At 65.9% G+C, this 18,385-nt stretch carries 9 protein-coding genes; 8 read left to right on the top strand and 1 reads right to left on the bottom strand.

From position 1 onward, the window contains the following. Positions 1–131 precede the first annotated feature (131 nt). Positions 132–902, bottom strand: coding sequence for an SDR family oxidoreductase (locus tag HWE04_RS07935; protein ID WP_102661171.1), 771 nt, complete (start codon positions 900–902; stop codon positions 132–134). A gap of 225 nt (positions 903–1,127) precedes the next feature. On the opposite strand from HWE04_RS07935, the gene HWE04_RS07930 reads away from it, so the two are divergent. From HWE04_RS07930 to HWE04_RS07895, 8 genes are all read left to right on the top strand, one after another. After that, on the top strand, positions 1,128–2,030 hold the full coding sequence (locus HWE04_RS07930; protein WP_241812049.1) for a LysR family transcriptional regulator: 903 nt from the start codon (positions 1,128–1,130) through the stop codon (positions 2,028–2,030). A gap of 91 nt (positions 2,031–2,121) precedes the next feature. Then, positions 2,122–3,804 (top strand): VRR-NUC domain-containing protein, encoded by a 1,683-nt coding sequence (locus tag HWE04_RS07925; RefSeq protein ID WP_446719214.1) that lies wholly within the window; start codon positions 2,122–2,124, stop codon positions 3,802–3,804. 20 nt (positions 3,805–3,824) lie between these two features. After that, the gene (locus tag HWE04_RS07920; protein ID WP_241812047.1) at positions 3,825–6,140 is read left to right on the top strand and encodes an ATP-dependent DNA helicase; all 2,316 of its coding nucleotides are present in this window, start codon (positions 3,825–3,827) and stop codon (positions 6,138–6,140) included. Between the two features lie 759 nt (positions 6,141–6,899). Next, positions 6,900–8,381, top strand: a complete 1,482-nt coding sequence (gene bcsQ / locus HWE04_RS07915) for a cellulose biosynthesis protein BcsQ (RefSeq protein ID WP_241812046.1) — start codon at positions 6,900–6,902, stop codon at positions 8,379–8,381. Then, positions 8,378–10,777: a UDP-forming cellulose synthase catalytic subunit gene (gene bcsA / locus HWE04_RS07910; RefSeq protein WP_241812045.1), complete on the top strand. Its 2,400-nt coding sequence runs from the start codon at positions 8,378–8,380 to the stop codon at positions 10,775–10,777. The genes bcsQ and bcsA overlap by 4 nt, the downstream gene beginning before the upstream one ends. Then, positions 10,774–13,086 (top strand): cellulose biosynthesis cyclic di-GMP-binding regulatory protein BcsB, encoded by a 2,313-nt coding sequence (gene bcsB / locus HWE04_RS07905; RefSeq protein ID WP_241812044.1) that lies wholly within the window; start codon positions 10,774–10,776, stop codon positions 13,084–13,086. Before bcsA ends, bcsB begins: the two co-directional genes overlap by 4 nt. Further along, the gene (bcsZ, locus tag HWE04_RS07900; protein WP_241812043.1) at positions 13,079–14,326 is read left to right on the top strand and encodes a cellulose synthase complex periplasmic endoglucanase BcsZ; all 1,248 of its coding nucleotides are present in this window, start codon (positions 13,079–13,081) and stop codon (positions 14,324–14,326) included. Before bcsB ends, bcsZ begins: the two co-directional genes overlap by 8 nt. Beyond that, complete coding sequence (locus HWE04_RS07895; RefSeq protein ID WP_241812042.1) at positions 14,302–18,378, top strand: cellulose biosynthesis protein BcsC; 4,077 nt, start codon at positions 14,302–14,304, stop codon at positions 18,376–18,378. The genes bcsZ and HWE04_RS07895 overlap by 25 nt, the downstream gene beginning before the upstream one ends. The last annotated feature ends 7 nt before the right edge of the window (positions 18,379–18,385 follow it).

Genomic DNA, 18,385 nt, shown 5'->3' with positions numbered 1-18,385 from the left:
GGGCAAACCGGGTTTGCCGGGTGCCAATCTTATCCGGCAATGGCGATTTTGTTTTGTCCCGCCTCGGCTGACCACCCAGGCGCAAGGTGCTGCCGGGATGGCCGTCCCCTGCGCCCGCCGGGCAAGCCGCCTCAGGACACGCTATCGACCAGGGTTTCGCCGCCGGAGACTTCCACCACGGTGCCGGTGACGTAGGGATTGGTCATCAGGAACAGGGCGGCATGGCCGATGTCCTCGGCGCGGCCGACGCGGCGGGCCGGGAATGCTGCGGCCACTTTCTCCTTCAGGCCGGCGCGCACCTCGGCCGGCAGGAAGCCCCACATGTCGGTATCGGTGAAGCCGGGGCGCAGGGTGTTCACGCGGGTCGGGGCCAGTTCGATGGCCAGCGCGGCCGACAAGGCTTCCACGGCCGCAAAGGCCGGCGTGACGGCCGCGAAGCCGGGCTTGGGACGTACCGCCAGGCCACCGCTGAGGAAGGTGATCGAGCCCCCGGCACGCAGCAGCGGCGCGGCATGGCGGGCACAGGCCCAGCTGCCGAGGTACTTGCCTTCCATGTAGCTGCGCGCGCCTTGCATGTCGGCGTCCATGAAACCGCCCCAGCTGCCGATGTCGGGTGCGGCGGTCACGACCAGGTGATCGAAGGCACCGATGCCCGCGAAGGCCTGGCGTACCGAGGCTTCGTCGCGCATGTCCAGGCTGACCTGTTCGAAGTTGCCCAGGTCTGCGCGTTCCTGAATGGTCGCCACCCTCCGGCTGGCAACTACGACCTGGGCCCCCGCCGCCTGCGCTGCCTGCGCAATGCCCAGGCCGATGCCGCTCTTGCCGCCGACCACCACCACCTTCTTGCCGGCGAGGTTCAGGGAGGGGGCTGCAGCGAGGGGCTGATGTGTAGATGTGCTCATGTTCAATTCTCCTCAAAGGAATGTTCAGGAGGCGCCGCTATAGCGCCGGTGCCGGTCGGGAAGCCAAAGGCTGCCCGGTCAACGTGAGGAAATCGTAATTCCTGTCGATGTTGATGATAATCAGGTGGGATTCGATTACTCTTATTCCAATATGGAATAAATCCCTGTTCGCCATCCTGATGACAGGACGAAGGCAAGGCAGGGCAACACCGAGGAAGACGGAAGATGGACAGATTTCATGAACTGAACGCCTTTGTCGCCGTGGTCGAGGCCGGTGGCTTCTCGGCGGCGGCGCGGCGGCTGGGCGATTCGCAGTCGGCCATCAGCAAGTCGGTCAACGCGCTGGAAAAGCGTCTGGGCGTGCAGTTATTGCAGCGGAGCACGCGCAGCGTGCGGCTGACCGAGCACGGGCGCCAATACTACGAGCGCACCCAGCCGCTGCTGGAAGAGATGGCCCAGGCCGATGGCGAGATCATGCGCACTACGCTGGAGATCTCCGGCCCGGTGCGGGTCGCGGCGGCGACCTTCGGCCGGCTGCACGTCCTGCCGCTGCTGCCGGCGCTGCTGGCGCGCTACCCCGGGGTGCGGCTGGACCTGCAACTGGCCGATGGCGTCAACGACCTGCTGGCCGAGGGCATCGACCTGGCCATCCGGGTCAGTCCGGAGCGCCATCCGGATGCGGTGGTCAAGCGCATCACCAGCAGCCCGCTGGTGTGCGCCGGTTCGCGCCACTATTTCGCGCAGCACGGGGTGCCGGCCACGCCGCAGGCGCTGGCGCATCACAACTGCCTCATCTACAAGGACATGCGTGAATGGCACTTCACCGGTCCCCAGGGGCGGTTCAGCGTGCCGGTCAGCGGCAACCTCTCGTCCAATACCGTGGAGACCATCCTCAGCGCGGTGCAGGCGGGCCTGGGCATCGGCATGTTCAATCGCGCCTCGCTGGTGGAGCCGGAGCAAGGGCGGGGCAGGGGAACGCAGCAGGACTCGCAGATCATCACCGTCCTCGATGACTTCATCGACGACACCCGCGACATCTGCCTGGTCTGGCCGCGCCGCCGCTTCATCCCGGCCCGGGTGCGGGCGGTGACGGAGTTCTTCGCCGAGGCGCTGGCTCCGCGCCTGTAATCGCCCTTGCAATGGTTCTTCCGATGGTCCTTGCGGGCAGTCGGAAGGGGAGACGCGTTATACTGTGCTTATATACAGTTAAACGCCCCAGATGCATCCCATGGCCGCCGTTTTGGACCCCACCCACCGTTTTTACTACCTCGGCAACTTCCAGCAGGTTCTGGACTGGCTGGCGCAGCGCTATGGCGATCTGCTGAACGCGGAAGAACGCGACTTCATCACGGCCTTCCCCCGCTTGCCGCTGGCTTCGCGCGCACTGTTCGTGCGCATGATGATGCGTAAAGGTGAACTCTTTCGCGTCAGTAAACTGGCCTATCCGGAGATCGATTGTTCATTGCAGGCTTTACGTGGCCTGCCAGGGGCCTGGGTCGAACATGACCCTGTGCTGAGCCTGCAGCAGTTCGCCCAGCTATCGACCCGGGCCGAGCTGCTGGTGCAGTTCGATTCGCCGGCCTTGCGCTCGCCTGCGTGCAAGGCCCTGCGCAAGGACGCCTTGTTGTCGCTGCTGGCCGAGGATGCCGCCCACGGTCATCCGCGGCCTTTTTCGCAATGGCAGCACAAGGGCAGCGACCAGGCCGTGCGCTTGCTGAACCGGCCGCTGTGCGAACGCCTGCGGCTGATGTTCTTCGGTAACCTGCGCCAGGACTGGAGCGAATTCGTGCTGGCCGATATCGGCACCCTGCGTTATGAGCGGGTCACGCTGGGGCCGGAGGCCAGGGGTTTTCGCAGCCGTGCCGACATCGATCTCTATCTGCAGCTGCACGCCTGTCGCCAGGCCTACGAGGCCGGCACCGCCGCGGGCAGCCTGTTGCCCATGCTGCCCCACGGCGCGTTCGACAATCCCTGGCTGGACAGTCGGCGCCAGCGATTGATGTTCCGCATCGGCCAGTTATTCGAGAAGCAGCAGGACCTGTCCCAGGCGCACGCCGTCTATGCAGGCTGCGCCTATCCGGGGGCCCGCGCGCGTGCCATCCGCGTGCTGGAAAAACTGGGCCGCTTCGGCGCCGCGCACAGCTTGCTGCGCACTGCGCAACAGTCGCCGGAAAGCGAAGCGGAGCGCCAGCATCTGGCACGCATCGCACCGCGACTGGCGCGTCAGCTGGGGCAGCCGGCACCGGGGCGGCGCCGCGCCGCTATTGTCGATCGCCTGGACCTGAACCTGCCCCGCCAGGGCGCTGCACGGGTCGAACTGGCGGTGGGCGATTACCTGCAACGGCAGCAGCCAGAGGCAGCGGTGTTCTACGTCGAGAATGTGCTGGCCAATGCCCTGTTCGGCCTGCTGTGCTGGGAGGCCATCTTCGCTGCCATTCCTGGCGCCTTCTTTCACCCCTTCCAGCGCGAGCCGGCTGACCTCTTCAGCGCCGACTTCCATGGGCGCCGGCGTGCGCAGTTCGAGCGTTGCCTGGCACGGCTGGAGGATGGCAGCCATCGCGCCGCCATCCTGGCCACCCATGATGCCAAGGCCGGCGTGCAATCGCCCTTCGTGGCCTGGGGTGGGCTCACCCGTGAGCTGCTGGAACTGGCGCTGGACTGCATCCCGCCCTCGCACCTGCGCTTGTGGTGCCTGCGCATCCTGGAGGACGTGCGCGAGAACCGCAGCGGCTTCCCCGATCTGATCCAGTTCTGGCCGCAGCAGCGCAGCTACCGCATGATCGAAGTCAAAGGCCCCGGCGACAAGCTGCAGGACAACCAGTTGCGCTGGCTGGACTATTGCGCCCGCCACGGCATGCCGGTCTCGGTGTGCTACCTGCAGTGGGAGGCACTGGCTGCATGAGCTTTGTTGCCGCACTCTCCATGCCTCCCGCATCCGCCGCATCCACCAACGCATCCACGGTGGCGCCTGCCACGGACGAGGCGCCGCGCTACCGCGTCTCCGTGCGGGCCCTGTCCGAATTCACCGCCAAGGTCGGCGATCTGGACCTGCGCTTCACGCCCACCCCCACCGCGCAGGAGGGCATCGCCGGCCACGCCATCGTCGCCGCCCGGCGCGGTGAGCACTACCAGAGCGAGGTGGTGCTGGCGGCCGAGCATGGCTCCTTGCACGTGCGCGGTCGCGCCGACGGATACGACCCGCAACAGCAACTGCTGGAAGAGGTCAAGACCTATCGCGGCCAGATCTCCAGCCAGCCCGAGAACCATCGACAGTTGCACTGGGCGCAGTTGCGCGTCTATGGTCACCTCATGTGCGAGAAGCTGGACCTGCCGCAGATCAGGCTGGCGCTGGTGTATTTCGAGATCGGCAGCCAGCAGGAAACCCGCTTCGAGGAGACCCGGCCCCGCGAAGAACTGGCCAGCCTCTTCGCCAGCCAGTGCGAGCGCTTTGCACGCTGGGCCGCGCAGGAACTGGCGCATCGCGCCGCCCGCGATACTGCCCTGCAGACCCTGGCGTTTCCGCATGGAGATTTCCGGCCCGGTCAACGGCAACTGGCGGAGGCCGTGTTTCGCGCCCATCGCAGCCGCCGCTGCCTGCTGGCGCAAGCGCCGACCGGTATCGGCAAGACCCTGGGCACCCTGTTCCCGGCGCTCAAGGCGGCACCGGAGCAGCGACTGGACAAGATCCTCTTCCTCGCCGCCAAGACACCCGGCCGGCAACTGGCGCTGGACGCCGCCGCCACCCTCACGGGCAGGGATGGCCAAGGCCTGCCGCTGCGGGTGCTGGAGCTGTGCGCCCGTGACAAGGCCTGCCAGTATCCGGACCGCCTGTGCCGGGGCGACTCCTGCCCGCTGGCGCAGGGCTTCTACGACCGCCTGCCGGCAGCGCGCTCGGCCTGCCTGGAGGCTGCGCTGCTGGACCGCCAGCGGCTGCAGGAGATCGCCCTGGCGCACCAGGTCTGCCCCTACTACCTGGGCAGCGAGATGACGTGCTGGAGCGATCTGATCGTCGGCGACTATAACTACTGGTTCGACGGCGGTGCCATGCTGCACGCGATGGCACAGGCCCATGAATGGCGCGTCAGCGTGCTGGCCGATGAGGCGCATAACCTGGTGGCCCGCGCCCGCAGCATGTACAGCGCCCAGTTGAGCCGCGCCGGCCTGCGCGCGGCACGGGCGGTGGCACCCCCCGCCGTGGCACGGCCGCTGCAGCAGCTGGCGCGTGCCTGGACCACGGCGACCAAGGGCGCGGATCTGCCGTATCAGGTGCTGGAGGCGCCGCCGGCGCGCCTGGTCGATGCCCTGAGCAATTGCATCGCCACCCTCAACGACTACCTGGCCCAGGTGGCGGTGCCGCTGGAGCCGGCCCTGCGCGATTTTCATTTCGATGCCATGGCCTTCGTCCGGCTGGCCGAGTCCTTCGGCCCGCATTCGCTGTTCGACCTGACGCGCCACGACCAGCGTGACAACCTGCTGTGCATCCGCAATGTGGTGCCGGCGCCTTTCCTGGGGCCGCGCTTTGCCTTTGCGCAGTCGACCACGCTGTTTTCGGCCACGCTGGCACCCTGGCATTATTTCGCCGACCTGCTGGGCATGCCGCCGTCGACCGCCTGGATCGATGTCGATTCGCCATTCCACGCCAGCCAGTTGCAGGTACGGGTGGCGCGCGAGATCTCGACCACCTGGCAGCGTCGCGCCGCGTCCATCGATCCCATCTGCGCCCTGATGGCGCACCAGTACCGGCAGCAGCCGGGCAACTACCTGGCCTTCTTTTCCAGCTTCGACTATCTGCAGCAGGCCCGCGATGCGCTGAACCGCCTGCATCCCGACATTCCCACCTGGCAACAGTCTCCGCGCATGGCCGAAGCCGAGCGTGATGCCTTCCTGGCGCGTTTTGCCTGCGGCGGGCGGGGCATCGGCTTTGCCGTGCTGGGTGGTTCCTTCGGCGAGGGCGTGGACCTGCCGGGCGAGCGTCTCATCGGCGCCTTCGTCGCCACGCTCGGCCTGCCGCAGTTCAATCCGGTCAATGAACAACTGCGCGAACGCATGCAGGCCCTGTTCGGCGCTGGCTATGACTACACCTATCTCTATCCCGGACTGCAGAAAGTGGTGCAGGCGGCAGGGCGCGTCATCCGCACCGAAACCGATCAGGGCACGGTCTGGCTGATCGACCAGCGCTTCGCCCGCCCGGAAGTCCGGGCCCTGTTGCCAGGCTGGTGGCAGGTGGGGCAGGGGTAGCGCAACTGCTTCCCTGTCCACTTTCTGTTCTGCTTCCTCTTCCGCTCCACCTCCCGTCTCCTCCATGGTCCACTTGTTGCTTGATGGACGTGATGTTGCTTGATTGTCACGCAATTGGATTAAGTCACGACAGCGCAGCATGTCGCCCCGACAATTCGGGTTGTGCTTGATCAGCCTCTATCAGGGTTTTCCCGAGTGACAAGTTTTTGGGATCGCATACGATAGGGTTGCGTTTTCCGCTGCCCGTGACGAAGAGCCGCCAGCACATCGGTCGCCCGGCGCCAGAGCAGGCGCTCAATGAAATGTTGTTCATCTGCAGTCGGAAATTTGTGAGCGGTGTGCAGGTAGATGTGCCAAATCTGCGACGGATTTAATTGCAAAGCGTCACTAATAGGCGACAAGAGCATTGCGAGAAAGATAAGATGCTGACCTCGTCCTTCAGCATTTCCTACCGGGAACTGAACAGCTTTTTAACGAAATTTTTCAACTTTTGGTCAATTGAAGGTTGCGATATCAGGATTTGTTTGTTTTAATGACAACTCTGAAATGTGGTCGTTTTTATAACATTTCTTCATCCTGGCCCATGGGGACTTCTTCGCAGCACGCGAAGGAAAGTGACCGCCGACAGAGCGGAACGATGCATATAGCCAACCAATGGCGAAAATTGAGAAGTTTTGGCGATTTTTAACAAGGTTTAGGGCAGGTCCGATGCCTCTGGTCAAAAGCCGGCACCCGTGATCCTGAGCAGGGAGTAAAGAAATGGGAAACGATATCTCCAACTTGCTGAGCAAGTTCGGGGCAACGGTGGATGGCTATCTCGAAATCGAGGCCGCGATCGACTACAAGGAGCCGGTGCGCAAGCCCGCTGCGCCCAAGGTGGTGGTCGAGGCTGCGCCCGCAGTCCAGCAGCAGGCTGAACGGGTGGCCGAGCAGGTGGCACAGGCTGCCCCGGCCGTGGTCAAGAGCGTGCCGCCCATCGTGGTGGCCAAGTCGGTGGCGCCCCAGCAGCGTATCGAACCCGTGATGGAACCGGTGGTGGATGTGGATGTGGCGGCGGCCAAGGTCGAGGCCCCTGTTTCGGCACCGCATCCGGCCCCCATGGCGGCCCTGGTCTCGTCGACCCTGGTGCCAGCGTCCAGCCCCTTGCCTGCGGAAATCCCGGCGCAGCCACAAGTTCAAGCTGAAGCTGAAGCTGAAGTTCAAGTTCAAGCCCGATCGGATTCGCCCGAGCCCCAGCCGGCCGACGCCGCCCTGGTCACGCGTGAGGCCATCGCGCCCGCGCCGGCACCCCTGGCGGCTGCGCTGGTGACAGCGACCGCTCCGGCCGTGATGCCCACGGTGGTGGCGGATGCCGCCGTGCCTTCCATGCTGCGTTCGCTGCTGGGTGAAGTCGCCCAGCAGCGTCAGTCCAAACAGACAGCCGGCGCCAACAAGGTGCTGGCCAGCCTGACACCCTCCACGCCGGCCCAGGTCATTGCCATCGTCTCGCCCAAGGGCGGGGTGGGCAAGACCACCCTGTGCTCGGCCTTGGCCTGCGCGCTGGCGCGGCACGGCCGGGTGATCGCCATCGATCTCGATCCGCAGAATGCCCTGCAGTACCACCTGGGCGTGAGTGTATTGCCCGAACCCGGCAGCGCCGGTCCGGCGCCCGCTGCGATCCACGCCGAGGCGCCCGACTGGCGCGCCGCCTGGCGCGACGGCAGCGCCGGCACCAAGGTGGTCACCCATGACGTGGTGGCGCACCAGGGCGAGGCCGGGATTGCCCGGCAGATGGCACTCGATCCGCAATGGCTGACGCGTCAGCTGCAGGCCATGGACCTGCAGCCGGGCGACGTGGTCATGCTGGACCTGCCGGCCGGGCAGAGCGCCTACTTCGACCAGGCCCTGCAAGCGGCCGACCAGGTAGTGGCGGTGGTGACCCCCGATGCCGGTTCCTTCCTGGCGCTGGAACATATGCGCCAGGCCCTGCATGGCCGCAACAACTGCCGCTACATCGTCAACAAGTACAACGCCGCCCGTACCTTCAGCCAGGACATGCTGGAAGTCCTCAAGCGCTGGATGGGGTCGCGCCTGGCCGGCGTGATCGCACTGGACCACGCCATCAGCGAAGGCCTGGCCTACGGCTTCAATCCGCTGATCAAGGCCGGGCATTCGCCGGCTTATGACCAGCTCCGGACCATCAGCGAGCAATTGCACGCCGAGGTCGTCAAATCCGCCCTCGCAGGTGGACGCGCATCATGAGTCAACCGCAAGCGCAGTCGCAATCCCGTTCCTCCAAGGCCAGCCAGGCGGCCACTGCCGCCGACCCGGCCGCACCCACCTCCAACCGCCTGCAGACCTGGATCCAGACCTGGGGCGAGCGCCTCGAAGCGCTGCCCCGGCGGCCGCGTCGCTGGCTGCAGCTGGGCCTGCTGCTGGTGGCGGTGCTGCTGGCGCTGCTGCTGGTGTCGGTGCCGCTGGAGTTCTATACCCAGTGCATCTTCGCGATCGGCTGCTTCGTGGCGGCGCTGATACTGCGCAAGCAGTCCGGCCGCTTCCCGGTGCTGGTGCTGATCACGCTGTCGCTGATCGTCTCGATGCGCTATATGTACTGGCGCATCACCTCCACCCTGGCCTTCGAAGACTGGCTCGACATCATCTTCGGCTATGGCCTGCTGGCCGCCGAAATCTATTCGCTCATCGTGCTCACGCTGGGTTACCTGCAGACCGCCTGGCCCTTGCGTCGCAAGCCGCAGATGCTGACCATGCCGCCTTCGGAATGGCCGACGGTGGACGTCTTCATCCCGTCCTACAACGAGTCGCTGGACATCGTTTCGCTGACCATCTTCGCCGCCCAGGCCATCGACTGGCCGCAGGAAAAGCTGCGCGTGCACGTGCTGGACGACGGCCGTCGCGAAGACTTCCGCGAGTTCTGCAACAACATCGGCGTGAACTATCTGGTGCGCTCGGACAACAAGCACGCCAAGGCCGGCAACCTCAACGAAGCGCTCAAGGTCACCGATGGCGAATTCGTGGCCATCTTCGATGCCGACCACGTGCCGACCCGCTCCTTCCTGCAGATCTGCATGGGCTGGTTCTACAAGGACCCCAAGCTGGCAATGCTGCAGACGCCGCACTTCTTCTTCTCGCCCGATCCCTTCGAGAAGAACCTCAATACCTTCCGTTCCGTACCCAATGAAGGTGAACTGTTCTACGGGCTGGTACAGGATGGCAACGACCTCTGGAACGCCGCCTTCTTCTGCGGCTCCTGCGCCGTCATGCGCCGTACCGCATTGATGGAGATCGGCGGCATCGCCGTCGAGACCCTGACCGAGGATGCCCACACGGCGCTGAAGATGAACCGTGCCGGCTACAACACCGCCTATCTGGCCATCCCCCAGGCGGCCGGTCTGGCTACCGAGAACCTGGCGCGTCACATCCGCCAGCGGGTGCGCTGGGCGCGTGGCATGGCGCAGATCTTCCGGGTCGACAACCCCTTGCGCGGCAAGGGCCTGAAGCTGGGGCAGCGGTTCTGCTACCTCAATGCCATGCTGCACTTCTTCTATGGCCTGCCGCGCCTGATCTTCCTGACCGCGCCGCTGACCTATCTGTTCTTCGGCGCCCACATCTTCCACGCCTCGGCGCTGATGATCACGGCCTATGTGCTGCCGCACGTGCTGCACGCCAGCCTGACCAACTCGCGCATCCAGGGGCGTTTCCGCCATTCGTTCTGGAACGAGGTCTACGAGACCGTGCTGGCCTGGTACATCCTCGGCCCGGTGCTGCTGGCGCTGGTGAACCCCAAGCTGGGTGGCTTCAACGTCACCGACAAGGGCGGCATCATCCTCGACAAGCACTTCGACTGGAAGCTGGCGCGCCCCTACATCGTGCTGTTGCTGCTGAACCTGCTGGGCATGGTCTTCGGCGTCTGGCAGCTGGTGATGGGCGACCCCAATGCGATGACCACCATCCTCATCAACATGGCCTGGACGCTGTACAACGTCATCATCAGCAGCGCCGCCATGGCGGTCGCTTCCGAAACCCGCCAGGTGCGCAGCGAGCCGCGCGTGGCCGCCGAGCTGCCGGTACGCATCAAGCTGGCCGATGGCAATGAGGTCAGCGGTACCACGCTGGACTTTTCGCAGAAGGGCATTGGCCTGCGCCTGCCCAAGGGCGTGACGATCGCCCGTGGCCAGCACATCAATGTGACGCTGTTCCGCAACCAGCAGGAGAAGGAATTCCCGGCCGTGGTGGTGTTCAGCCGTGGCGAAATGGTCGGCGCCCAGTTCCATGAGCTGACCCTGCGCCAGAACAGTGAACTGGTCCGCCTGACCTTCTCGCGCGCCGATATCTGGGCCAACAACTGGGGCAAGAGCCGCCGCGATACGCCGTTGAAGGCCTTGCGTGAAGTCTCGCTGATCGGTGTGAACGGTATCAAGGAACTCATCCGCGCCACCCTGATCCAGCTGCGCCTGTGGCGTGATACCCGGCGCCCGCCGGCGGCGGCTGGCGTCAAGCAGGATCCGGTGGTGGAAGCGGCACCGGCAGCACCGCTAGCTGCTGCTACGGCCGCAGGCGCTCCGGTAGCAGCAGCGGCAGGCGCGGTCCCGGCCGATGTAGTGGTTCAGGCATTCGACAAATCAATGGAAAAACAATGAAAAACAAGCAGTCTCCAGGAAAGAACCCGACTTTCCGTCGGCGCTCCATCTGTCTGATCATGGCCGGCGTAGTGGCCTCGGGCAGCCTGCCGATCCAGGCCCTCGCGGCTGCCGCGGCGGCCCCTGCAGCTCCCTCTGCTGCCGGTGGTGCTACTGGTGCGGCCACCTCGCCGATGGCCGGTGATCCCTACAACTTCAGCCTCACGCAACTGGGCCGTGGCTATCCGATCACGCTGCACGGCGTCGATGCCACCGACAGCGTCGGTTTCGACGTCCCGGCCAACCAGGTGGTGACCGGCGCCAACGTGACCCTGCAATACACCTATTCGCCGGCGCTGCTGCCGGATCTGTCGCAGATCAACGTGATGGTCAACGACGTGGTGGCCGGCAGCATCCCGCTGCCCAAGGAAAATGCCGGTACCCTGCAGACCAGCAAGGTCGAGATCCCGACCAAGCTGATCACCGAATTCAATCGCCTGAGCCTGCAGTTCATCGGTCACTACACCATGGGGTGCGAAAACCCGCTGCATTCCAGCCTGTGGGCGCGCGTGAGCAACGAGTCGGTACTGGCCCTGCAGACCACGCCGCTGCCGATGAAGGACGACCTGTCAATGATGCCGCTGCCGTTCTTCGACCGCCGCGACATGCGCATGCTGAACCTGCCCTTCGTGTTCGCCGCCGCGCCTGACAATGGCACCCTGGAAGCCGCCGGCACGCTGTCGTCCTGGTTCGGTGCGCTGGCCAGCTATCGTGGTTCGCGCTTCCCGGCGCAGATCAACGCCTTGCCGGCCAAGGGCAATGGCGTGGTGCTGGTCAGCAGCGAAGGCGCCAGCCAGATCGGCGCACTGGAAATCGCTGCCCCCAAGGGCCCGACCCTGACCATGGTGACCAACCCCAACGATCCCAACGGCAAGCTGCTGCTGGTGACCGGCCGCAATGCCGAAGAGGTCAAGCGTGCCGCTGCTGCTGCCGCCCTGGGCAACAAGGCGGTGGCCGGCAATTCGGTGGTGATCGACAAGCTGCAACCGGTGGCGCCGCGCAAGCCTTACGATGCGCCCAACTGGTTGCCCACCGACCGCCCGGTGAAGCTGGCTGAGCTGATCGATGCCAAGCGTCTCAATGTGTCCGGCTACAATCCGGGCGACATCACCATTCCGCTGAACTTCCCGCCGGCGCTGTCGAGCTGGCGCCAGGACGGTGCCAAGCTGGACCTGCACTATCGCTATACACCACAGCCGCGTTCGAGCAATTCCTCGCTGATCGTCAGCTTCAACGACGGCCTGATCAAGTCCGACGTGCTGCTGCCCCGCGACAAGCTGGACCAGGGCCTGCTGGCCGCCATCAAGAGCGATGCCCTGGAGCGCGAGATGAGCGTGCGCCTGCCGCTGGATACCGCGGCCCTGCAATCGCGCCTGCAACTGCGCTACATGTATGACTACGTGAAGCAGGGCGAGTGTGCCGACATCATCATCGACAACGTGCGCGGCAGCATCGATCCTGAGTCCACCATCGACCTGCGCGGTTACGACCACTTCATGGCCATGCCCAACCTGGGCGTGTTCAAGGATGCTGGCTTCCCCTTCACACGCATGGCCGATCTGTCCGAGACTGCCGTGGTCCTGCCGGACAACGCCAGCGATGCTGACCTCGGCGCCTACCTGACCGTGCTGGGCCGCTTCGGCAGCGCCACCGGCTACCCGGCCACGGGTGTGGCCGTGACCCAGGCCGCGCAGATCGCCAAGTTTGCCGACAAGGATCTGCTGGTGATGGCCTCGGGCCAGAACCAGCCCCTGCTCAAGCAATGGGCCGACCGCCTGCCCACCCTGGTGACCGGCGACAAGCAGCGCTTCGACCTGTCGGACCTGGCACTGCGCGTGGGGGGCTGGCTGGGCCTGGACCCGAAGGCGGCGCAGCGCCGCACCCGTCTGCAGATGGCCTTCTCGGGCGGTGACCCGACCTCCTACCTGACCGGCTTCGAGTCGCCGCTGGACGGCAGCCGCAGCGTGGTGGTGCTGGCCGGTGGCGACAAGCTGGGCCTGTCGCAGATCATGTCGGCCCTGGCCAGCAAGGAAGCCGAATCCGGCGCCGTCCAGGGTAGCCTGGTGGCGGTGCGCGGCGAGAGCATCGAACCGCTGCTGGCCGAGCAACAGTATTTCGTGGGTAGCATGTCGCCGCTGCGCATGCTGCGCTGGTGGCTGTCGCAGCACGTGGTGAGCATGTTCCTGATGGTGGCCCTGGGCATCCTGTTGCTAGGTGGCCTGGCATACCTGACCCTGCGCGCCAAGGCGAGAAAGCGCCTCAATGCGTAAGGCCGGGCATTCGGTAGTGAACAGGGCCGCCTCCCCGCGCCGGCGCCGGGTGGTTGGCCTGCTGGGCGCGCTGGGGGGGCTGGCCGCCACACCGTGGCTGCCGGCCCTGGCCGCGACCCAGCAGAACTGCACAGCCCAGGATTGGCCCGCATGGCAATCCTGGGCTGCAGCACATGTACAGGACGATGGCCGGGTGCTGCACTCCAGCCTGCTGCCCAATCACACCACCTCCGAAGGCCAGTCGTACCACATGCTGCTGGCGCTCATCGCCAACGATGCCACGCGCTTTGCCAAGGTCTGGAACTGGACCCTGCACAACATGCTCGGCAACGACCCCGGCAAGATCCTGCCGGGCTGGCTGTGGGGGCAGGGCAGTGACGGCAAATGGCAGATGCAGGACGCCAATTCGGCCTCCGACGCCGATCTCTGGATCGTCTATACCCTGCTGGAAGCGGCGCGCCTGTGGCAACGTCCGCAATACCGCAAGCAGGCGCTGGACCTGCTGGACAATATCGAAGCCAAGCTGGTGGTGGACCTGCCCGGCCTGGGCAAGATGCTGCTGCCGGGGCCACAGGGCTTCAACCAGCGCAATGCGCTGTGGACGCTCAATCCCAGCTATCTGCCGCTGCCGCTGCTGCGCCGTCTGCAAAAGGAGCGACCCAACGGTCCCTGGCAACAGCTGGCCGACAATACGCTGCGCATGATCCAGGGCTCGGCGCCTCGCGGCTACGTGGCCGACTGGGTGGCCTACCGTATGCTGACGGTGCAATCCGGGCAGTTCCAGGTCGATCCGGCCAAGGGCGACCTGGGCAGCTATGACGCCATCCGCGTGTATCTGTGGGCCGGCATGACCTCGCCCCGCGATCCGGCGGCCGCGCCGCTGCTGGCGGCACTGGATGGCATGCGCCAGAGCCTGGCCGCGACCGGCGTGCCGCCCGAAAAGGTCCAGGTGACCACGGGCGCGACCGAAGGACAGGCACCGTTCGGCTTTAGCGCCGCGCTGTTACCCTATCTGGTCGCCAAGGGTGAAACCGCCATGGCGGCGCAACTGCAACGTGCCGTCACGCAACAACTGGAGAACGGACTGGCGCAGCCTGACCCGCGCCCCGAAATCCTGTATTACAACGTCATGCTGGGCCTGTTCGGATTGGGATGGGTCGAGAAACGCTATCAGTTCCGCGATGACGGAACGCTTAATTTGTCCTGGGAGAAGTCATGCGCGCGCGCCGTTCAACGCTAGCCATCGGAGTCCTGAGCGCGCTGCTGGGTGTGGCCGCTCATGCGGCCGAGCCGGAGCTGGCGGCTCAACTGATCGAACAGGGCCAGTACTGGCAGGCACGCGACAACTCGCAGCGTGCCGCCGAGGTGTGGCAGAAGGTCTTGCAACTGGATGCGAATCAGGTCAATGCCCTCTACGGCATGGGCCTGGTCGGAGTGAGGCAGAACAAGCCGCAGCAGGCCAAGCAGTACCTGGACCGCCTGCAGGCGCTGTCGCCACAACCCTGGCAGGCCAACCAGCTGGCGCAGGACATCGCCCTGGCCAAGCCGGAAAACAAGGCCCTGCTGGCCGAAGCCCGCCGCCTGGTCGACGCCGGTGAACGTGATCGCGCCACCGACACCTTCCGCAAGATGTTCAACGGACTCACGCCGCAAGGCACGATAGGACGGGAGTACTACAACAACCTGGCCTTCAACGATGCCGCCTGGCCCGAAGCGCGCAAGGGCATGGAACGCCTGCTGCGCGAAACCCCGGACGACAGCATCCTGGCGCTGTTCTACGCCAAGCAGCTGGCACGTCATGAAGATAGCCGCGTGGAAGGCATCCGCCAGCTGGCACGCCTGTCGAAGAAGACCGACATCGGCGGCGACGCCGACGAAAGCTGGCGCCTGGCGCTGACCTGGCTGGGGCCGCCGTCGCCGGCGCAGTATTCGCTGTTCGAAGAATTCATCAAGAGCCATCCCGACGACCAGCAGATCCGCGATTTGCTGGCCAAGGGCCGTCAGCAGGTGGCCGGCGCCCAGCAGCCGACCGTGGTCGGACGCGGCCTGCAGGCCCTGGAAAAGGGCGACCTGCAGGAAGCCGAGAAGGCCTTCCAGGAGCGCCTGTCCTCGCATCCCGACGACGTCGATGCCCTGGGTGGCATGGGCGTCATCCGCCAGCAGCAGAACCGCCTGGCCGAGGCCGAGCCCTTGCTCGCCCGCTCGGTCGCCAGGGGCGGCACGTCCTGGAAGAAAGCCCTGGACAGCGTGCGCTACTGGCTGCTGATCCAGCGTGGCCGTGACCTGCAGGCACGCGGCCAGACCGCGCAGTCGCAGGACGCCCTGGCCCAGGCCATGCGCCTGGACCCCAAGAGTATCGATGGTCGCGTGGCCATTGCCGATATCCAGGCCAGTGCCGGCCAGTACGAAGCCGCCACTGCCAATTACCGCCAGGTGCTGGCGGCGCAGCCCAAGCAGGTGCCGGCCATCCGTGGCCTGGTCAACGTGCTGGCGCAGACCGGCCACGCCGATGAAGCCCTGCGCCTGCTGGACCAGCTGACCCCGGCGCAGCAGAACGAATTCGGCGACCAGGGGCGCCTGCGTGCCCTGCGCGCGCGCCAGCAGGCCACCCTGGCCGAGCAGCGCAACGACATCGACGGCGCCCTGGCGGCCATGCGCGAGGCCGTCAAGAACGACCCCGACAACGTCTGGACCACCTTCGACCTGGCCCGCCTGTACGTCAAGGCCGGCCAATCCAAGCAGGCGCGCACCACCATCGACGACTTCACCCGCGAACACCGCGACAACGTCGAAGCCCTGTATGCCAGCGCCTTGCTGTCGGTGGAAATGGAACAGTGGCAGGACGCCCTGGACACGCTGCGCCGCATCCCCGACCAGCGCCGTACCGCCGCTATGAACGAGCTGGCCAGCCAGGTGACACTGACCATCCAGGTCAATCATGCCACCGAACTGGTCAAGACCGGTCAACGCCAGGAAGCCCTGGTCCTGCTGGATCGCGTGCAGCCGCAGGCGGCCGGCAATCCGGAGCGCACGGGTACCCTGGCCTCGGCCTATGTCGATGCCGGCGACGCCCCGCGCGCCATGGCGATGATGCAGCCGCTGGTCAATCCACCGGCCACGCCCTCGGTCAATACGCGCCTGCAATACGCCTCCATCCTGCTGCGCGCGGGCGAAGATGCGCAGGTCTACAACATGCTCACCGCCTTGCAGAACCAGAGCATGAATGCCGCCACCCGCAAGCAATACGACGACCTGCGTTTCCTCTACCGCGTGCGCCAGGCCGAACGCCTGCGCCAGGGAGGCGACCTGGCCGCCGCCTACGACACCCTGGCTCCGGCACTGGCACAGCGCCCCACCGACAACGACGCCATCGCCGCCCTGGCCCGCATGTTCAATGCGGCCGGCGACAACCTGCGCGCACTGGCTCTGTACCAGCCGCTGGTGCAGCGCAATCCGCGTGACGCCAACGTCTTGCTGGGGGCGGCCGACACCGCCGTACAGGCCCGCGAGAATGCCTATGCCCTGAAGCTGCTGGACCAGTTCGGCAAGCTCGACAGCAGCGACCCCACCACCTTGACCGAGGCAGCACGCATCTATCGCGCCCTGGGCAAGACCGGCGAGGCCACCGCACTGCTGCGCAAGGCCGTGGCGATTGAGAACGGTGCGCGCCAGCGCACGCTGGCGGCGCAAGGCAATGGCTTCGATCCGGCCATCAATCCCTTCCGCACCCAACGTCGCCTGCCGGGCAGCGACGACATGGCCGCCATTCCGCCGCCGGCCGAGACCATGCTGCGCCCGGTGGCCATGGCCGCGCCGGCCGTGGTCGATACACTGCCCATGCCGGCCAATCCGGCCATGGCGCAGCGCCAGTTGCAGGCGCAGCAGGCCCTGCAAGCACAACAAGCCCAACAGGCGCCGGCCTATGGCACCGCACTGGGCCCGGTGTTCAGTTCGGCCGCACCGGTGGCCGCAGCGCCGGTGCAGGGTGGGGCATATGCCCAGGCCCAGCCGGGCGTGCGTGCCAGAAATACCAACGTCGCCAACGCCCCCACCACCGCACTGCCCGGCGCGGCCACGGCCACCCAGCGCGCCCTGCTGGCCATGCAGGGACCGTCCGCCAATGGCGCCGCCGTGGACAACCTGAGCCCGGCCCAGCGCGCCCTGAACGACATCCTGCAATCGCGCAGCGCCTATGTCACGCAAGGCGTGGTGGTGCGCGGCAATGCCAGCGAGTCGGGCCTGAGCCGCATGAACGACATCGAGGCCCCGCTGGAAGTGAACATGCCCGTCGGTAACGACCGCGTGGCCGTACGCATCACGCCGGTCTCGCTGGATGGCGGCACCCTCACCGACGAACCGGCCAGCCGCTTTGGCGGTGGCGGCAGCAGCGCCACCGGCCTGGGCAAGCAGAGCGCCAGTGGCGTCGGGGTGGCAGTGGCCTACGAGCGTCCCGAGGATGGCGTCAAGGCCGACCTCGGCACCACGCCACGTGGCTTCAAGTACCCCAACATCGTTGGCGGGGTGAGCGTGGAGCAGTCCTTCCCCGGCAGCAGCACCAACCGCTTCGCGGTGAACGTGTCGCGCCGCGCGGTCAACGACAGCATTACCTCGTTTGCCGGCAGCACCGATCCCCGCGCCGGTCTGTCCTGGGGCGGCGTGACCGCCAACGGTGGTCGTGCCGAGATGAGTTCGGACGATGCCCAGACCGGGGTCTACGCCTATGGCGCGCTGCACAGCCTGCGCGGCCGCAACGTGGAATCCAACACCCGGGTGGAACTGGGTGGCGGTGCCTACCAGTACCTCACCAATGCCGAGGACGAGAAGATGACCGCCGGCGTGTCGGCCACCGTCATCAGCTACGCCAACAACCAGAACTTCTATACCTACGGGCATGGCGGTTACTTCAGTCCGCAGGCCTACCTGGGTCTGGGCGTGCCGGTCACCTGGGCCAAGCGTTCCGACAAGTTCACCTTCCAGCTCAAGGGCTCGGTGGGGATGCAGTATTTCCGCCAGGATGGGGCTGACTACTTCCCCACCGATGCCGCACTGCAGGCCGCCAGTGGTCGTCAGTACGCGCAGCAGACCAAGACCGGCCTGGGCTACAGCCTGGAAGGCAACGGCGAATACCGCTTTGCGCCCCGCCTGTTCGTCGGTGGCGCGCTGCGTCTGAACAATTCGAGCGACTTCCGCGAACTCAACGTCGCCATGTATCTGCGTTACACGCTGGAGGACATGCAGGGCAGCTTCCTGACCCTGCCGGTCAGTCCGTACCGTTCTCCTTATTCCAACTGATCCTTTT

The organism is Herbaspirillum sp. C7C2 (assembly GCF_022627865.1).
Lineage (GTDB): Bacteria > Pseudomonadota > Gammaproteobacteria > Burkholderiales > Burkholderiaceae_D > Herbaspirillum > Herbaspirillum frisingense.
This window is presented reverse-complemented; position numbering and strand designations above follow the sequence as displayed.

What these genes read in the sequence shown, in the direction of transcription:
- HWE04_RS07895 (WP_241812042.1), top strand. Translation starts at nt 14,302, where the DNA reads ATGCGCGCGCGCCGTTCAACGCTAGCCATCGGAGTCCTGAGCGCGCTG.
- bcsQ (WP_241812046.1), top strand. Translation starts at nt 6,900, where the DNA reads ATGGGAAACGATATCTCCAACTTGCTGAGCAAGTTCGGGGCAACGGTG.
- bcsB (WP_241812044.1), top strand. Translation starts at nt 10,774, where the DNA reads ATGAAAAACAAGCAGTCTCCAGGAAAGAACCCGACTTTCCGTCGGCGC.
- HWE04_RS07920 (WP_241812047.1), top strand. Translation starts at nt 3,825, where the DNA reads ATGCCTCCCGCATCCGCCGCATCCACCAACGCATCCACGGTGGCGCCT.
- HWE04_RS07925 (WP_446719214.1), top strand. Translation starts at nt 2,122, where the DNA reads ATGCATCCCATGGCCGCCGTTTTGGACCCCACCCACCGTTTTTACTAC.
- HWE04_RS07935 (WP_102661171.1), bottom strand. Translation starts at nt 902, where the DNA reads ATGAGCACATCTACACATCAGCCCCTCGCTGCAGCCCCCTCCCTGAAC.
- bcsZ (WP_241812043.1), top strand. Translation starts at nt 13,079, where the DNA reads ATGCGTAAGGCCGGGCATTCGGTAGTGAACAGGGCCGCCTCCCCGCGC.
- bcsA (WP_241812045.1), top strand. Translation starts at nt 8,378, where the DNA reads ATGAGTCAACCGCAAGCGCAGTCGCAATCCCGTTCCTCCAAGGCCAGC.
- HWE04_RS07930 (WP_241812049.1), top strand. Translation starts at nt 1,128, where the DNA reads ATGGACAGATTTCATGAACTGAACGCCTTTGTCGCCGTGGTCGAGGCC.